This window comes from Cellulomonas sp. IC4_254 (assembly GCF_011603975.1).
Taxonomy (GTDB): Bacteria; Actinomycetota; Actinomycetes; order Actinomycetales; family Cellulomonadaceae; genus Cellulomonas.
On record NZ_JAANNB010000278.1, the window covers coordinates 1 to 3,521 of the forward strand.

At 71.7% G+C, this 3,521-nt stretch carries 3 protein-coding genes; all 3 read left to right on the plus strand.

Features of this window, described 5'->3' with window-relative positions:
• Window positions 1-461: proton-translocating transhydrogenase family protein (locus G6556_RS17755; RefSeq protein WP_205693704.1), on the plus strand; the 461-nt coding region annotated here is incomplete at its 5' end.
• Window position 462: 1 nt separating this feature from the next.
• Window positions 463-1,857, plus strand: a complete 1,395-nt coding sequence (pntB, locus tag G6556_RS17760; protein WP_166944333.1) for a Re/Si-specific NAD(P)(+) transhydrogenase subunit beta — start codon at window positions 463-465, stop codon at window positions 1,855-1,857.
• Window positions 1,858-1,955: 98 nt separating this feature from the next.
• Complete coding sequence (gene eno, locus G6556_RS17765) at window positions 1,956-3,236, plus strand: phosphopyruvate hydratase (protein ID WP_147795774.1); 1,281 nt, start codon at window positions 1,956-1,958, stop codon at window positions 3,234-3,236.
• Window positions 3,237-3,521: the final 285 nt, after the last annotated feature.

Genomic DNA, 3,521 nt, shown 5'->3' on the forward strand with positions numbered 1-3,521 from the left:
CGCCCCCGCCCGTGCAGGTGTCCGCGGCCCCCGCCGCGGCCGCCGCCCCCGCGGCGGCGCCCGTCGACCCCGCCGAGAAGGCCCGGCTCGCCCGCGAGGCGGCCCGCCGTCGGGGGCGGCGGCAGATGGTCGGCCTGGCGCTCGGCGCCGTGCTGCTGACCCTGGCGATCACGTTCTCGCCGGCCGCGTTCGTCGGGCACTTCACGGTGTTCGTGCTCGCGGTGTTCGTCGGCTACTACGTCATCTCGAACGTCAGCCACTCGCTGCACACCCCGCTGATGGCCCAGACCAACGCCATCTCCGGGATCATCCTGGTCGGCGCGCTGCTGCAGATCGGCAGCGACAGCTGGGTCGTGTCGGCGCTGGCGTTCGCGGCGGCGTCGGTCGCCGCCATCAACATCTTCGGCGGCTTCCTGGTGGCCTACCGGATGATCGGGATGTTCCGGAAGGAGGAGGCCTGAGATGCTCACCTCCGCAGCCCAGGGCGTGTACCTCGTCGCGGCCGTCCTGTTCGTCCTGAGCCTGGCCGGGCTGTCGCGGCAGGAGACCGCCCGCCGCGGCAATTTGCTCGGCATGGTCGGCATGGCCCTCGCGCTCATCGCGACCGTCGTGCTCAGCGTCGACGTCTCCGAGCGCAGCCCGCTCACCACCCTGCTGCTCATCGCGCTGGTGCTGATCATCGGCATCGCCGTCGGCACCTGGCGGGCGCGCTCCGTCGAGATGACGCAGATGCCCGAGATGATCGCGATGCTGCACTCGTTCGTCGGTGCCGCGGCGGTCCTGGTCGGCTTCAACTCCTACCTCACCGAGACGCACGCGGACGGCGTGCACCTGGTCGAGGTGTTCCTCGGCGTGCTGATCGGCGCCGTCACGTTCACCGGCTCGATCGTCGCCTACCTCAAGCTGTCGGCGAAGATGAAGTCGGCCCCGCTGACGCTGCCCGGCCGCAACTGGCTGAACCTCGGCGCGCTGGTCGCGTCGGCGGGCGCCCTGGGCTGGTTCCTGGCGTCGCCGTCGCTGGTGCCGCTGGTGCTGATGACCGTCGTGGCGCTCGCGCTCGGCTGGCACCTCGTGGCCGCGATCGGCGGCGGCGACATGCCCGTCGTCGTGTCGATGCTGAACTCGTACTCCGGCTGGGCCGCGGCCGCCGCGGGCTTCATGCTGAGCAACGACCTGCTCATCGTCACCGGGGCGCTCGTCGGGTCCTCCGGCGCGATCCTGTCGTACATCATGTGCCGGGCGATGAACCGGTCGTTCGTCAGCGTGATCCTCGGCGGGTTCGGTGCCGAGGGCGGGACGGTCGTCTCCGCGGGCGCCGCGGACGGCGTGCAGGGCACCCACACCGAGATCGAGGCCGCCGAGGTCGCCGAGCTGCTCAAGTCCGCGTCCAGCGTCGTCATCACGCCCGGCTACGGGATGGCCGTCGCCAAGGCGCAGTACCCGGTCGCCGACCTGGTCGCGCGGCTGCGCGCCGCGGGCGTCGAGGTCCGGTTCGGGGTGCACCCGGTGGCCGGCCGGCTGCCCGGGCACATGAACGTGCTGCTCGCCGAGGCCAAGGTGCCGTACGACATCGTCCTGGAGATGGACGAGATCAACGACGACCTGGCGGCGACCGACGTCGTCCTCGTGATCGGTGCGAACGACACCGTGAACCCCGCCGCGCTGGAGGACCCGGGCTCGCCGATCGCCGGCATGCCGGTCCTCGAGGTGTGGAAGGCCAAGCAGGTGGTCGTGTTCAAGCGGTCGATGGCCACCGGGTACGCCGGCGTGCAGAACCCGCTGTTCTTCCGGGAGAACACGGCGATGCTGTTCGGCGACGCGAAGGACCAGGTCGAGCGCATCGTCGCCGCGCTCTGACGCCTGTTCACCGTCCGGTCGCCGAAGGTCCCACCGACGCACCGGACGGCGCGCACTAGGCTGAGGTCGCAAACCACTCGTTTGACGAAGGAGCACGCATGGCCAGCATCGAGGCCGTCGGCGCCCGCGAGATCCTCGACTCGCGCGGCAACCCCACTGTCGAGGTCGAGGTCGCGCTCGACGACGGCACCATCGCCCGGGCCGGCGTGCCCTCGGGTGCCTCGACGGGTGCCTTCGAGGCCGTCGAGCGCCGCGACGGCGACAAGTCCCGCTACCTGGGCAAGGGCGTCGAGGACGCGGTCAACGCCGTCATCGACGAGATCGCCCCGGAGCTCATCGGCTTCGAGGCCACCGAGCAGCGCCTGGTCGACCAGGCCCTGATCGAGCTCGACGGCACCCCGAACAAGGGCAAGCTCGGCGCCAACGCGATCCTGGGCGTCTCGCTCGCCGTCGCGAAGGCCGCGGCCGACTCGGCCGACCTGCCGCTGTTCCGCTACGTCGGCGGCCCGAACGCCCACGTGCTGCCCGTCCCGATGATGAACATCCTCAACGGTGGGTCGCACGCCGACTCCAACGTCGACATCCAGGAGTTCATGGTCGCCCCGATCGGCGCGCCGACCTTCCGCGAGGCCCTGCGCACCGGCGCCGAGGTCTACCACTCGCTGAAGTCCGTGCTGAAGAGCAAGGGCCTGTCGACCGGTCTCGGCGACGAGGGCGGCTTCGCGCCGAACCTCGAGTCGAACCGCGCCGCGCTGGACCTCATCCTCGTCGCGATCGAGAAGGCCGGCTTCGTGCCGGGCAAGGACGTCGCGCTGGCCCTGGACGTCGCCGCCACCGAGTTCTTCAAGGACGGCGCGTACCAGTTCGAGGGCAAGGCCCTCGCGCCGGCCGAGATGATCGCGTTCTACGAGCAGCTCGTCGCGGACTACCCGCTGGTCTCCATCGAGGACCCGCTGTCCGAGGACGAGTGGGGCACCTGGTCCGAGCTCGTGACCAAGGTCGGCGACAAGGTGCAGATCGTCGGCGACGACCTGTTCGTCACCAACCCGGAGCGTCTGGCCAAGGGCATCGAGCTCAAGGCCGCCAACTCGCTCCTGGTCAAGCTGAACCAGATCGGCACCCTGACCGAGACGCTGGACGCCGTCACCCTGGCGCAGCGCAACGGCTTCACCACGATGACCTCGCACCGCTCCGGCGAGACCGAGGACGTCACCATCGCCGACCTGTCCGTCGCGACCAACGCCGGCCAGATCAAGACCGGTGCCCCGGCGCGCGGCGAGCGCATCAACAAGTACAACCAGCTGCTCCGCATCGAGGAGGAGCTGGACGACGCCGGCCGCTACGCCGGCCTGTCGGCCTTCCCCCGCTGGAAGGCCTGAGCCCTCAGGCTCTCGACCGGAGGCCGGTGACCCCACGGGGTCGCCGGCCTCCGGCGCGTCCGGCCCCGGCATGTGCGGATCGTGTGCGCGCGCGGACACGGCCGGGCCGCCTGCCGGACCGGGGGCGCGCCGCGGGGCACAATCGGGACCATGCCCGCCCCTCGTCGTCCCGCCGCGCCCCGCACCGGCGCCGACGACGACGCGACCCGCGGCCCGGACCGGCGCGGCTCGGCGCCGCGCACCCCCGCGCAGCGGACGCCCGCGCCCCGGAACCCCGCACCGCGC

Excerpts from the sequence above, each read along its gene's own strand:
- pntB (WP_166944333.1), top strand. The coding sequence starts at position 463 with ATGCTCACCTCCGCAGCCCAGGGCGTGTACCTCGTCGCGGCCGTCCTG.
- eno (WP_147795774.1), top strand. The coding sequence starts at position 1,956 with ATGGCCAGCATCGAGGCCGTCGGCGCCCGCGAGATCCTCGACTCGCGC.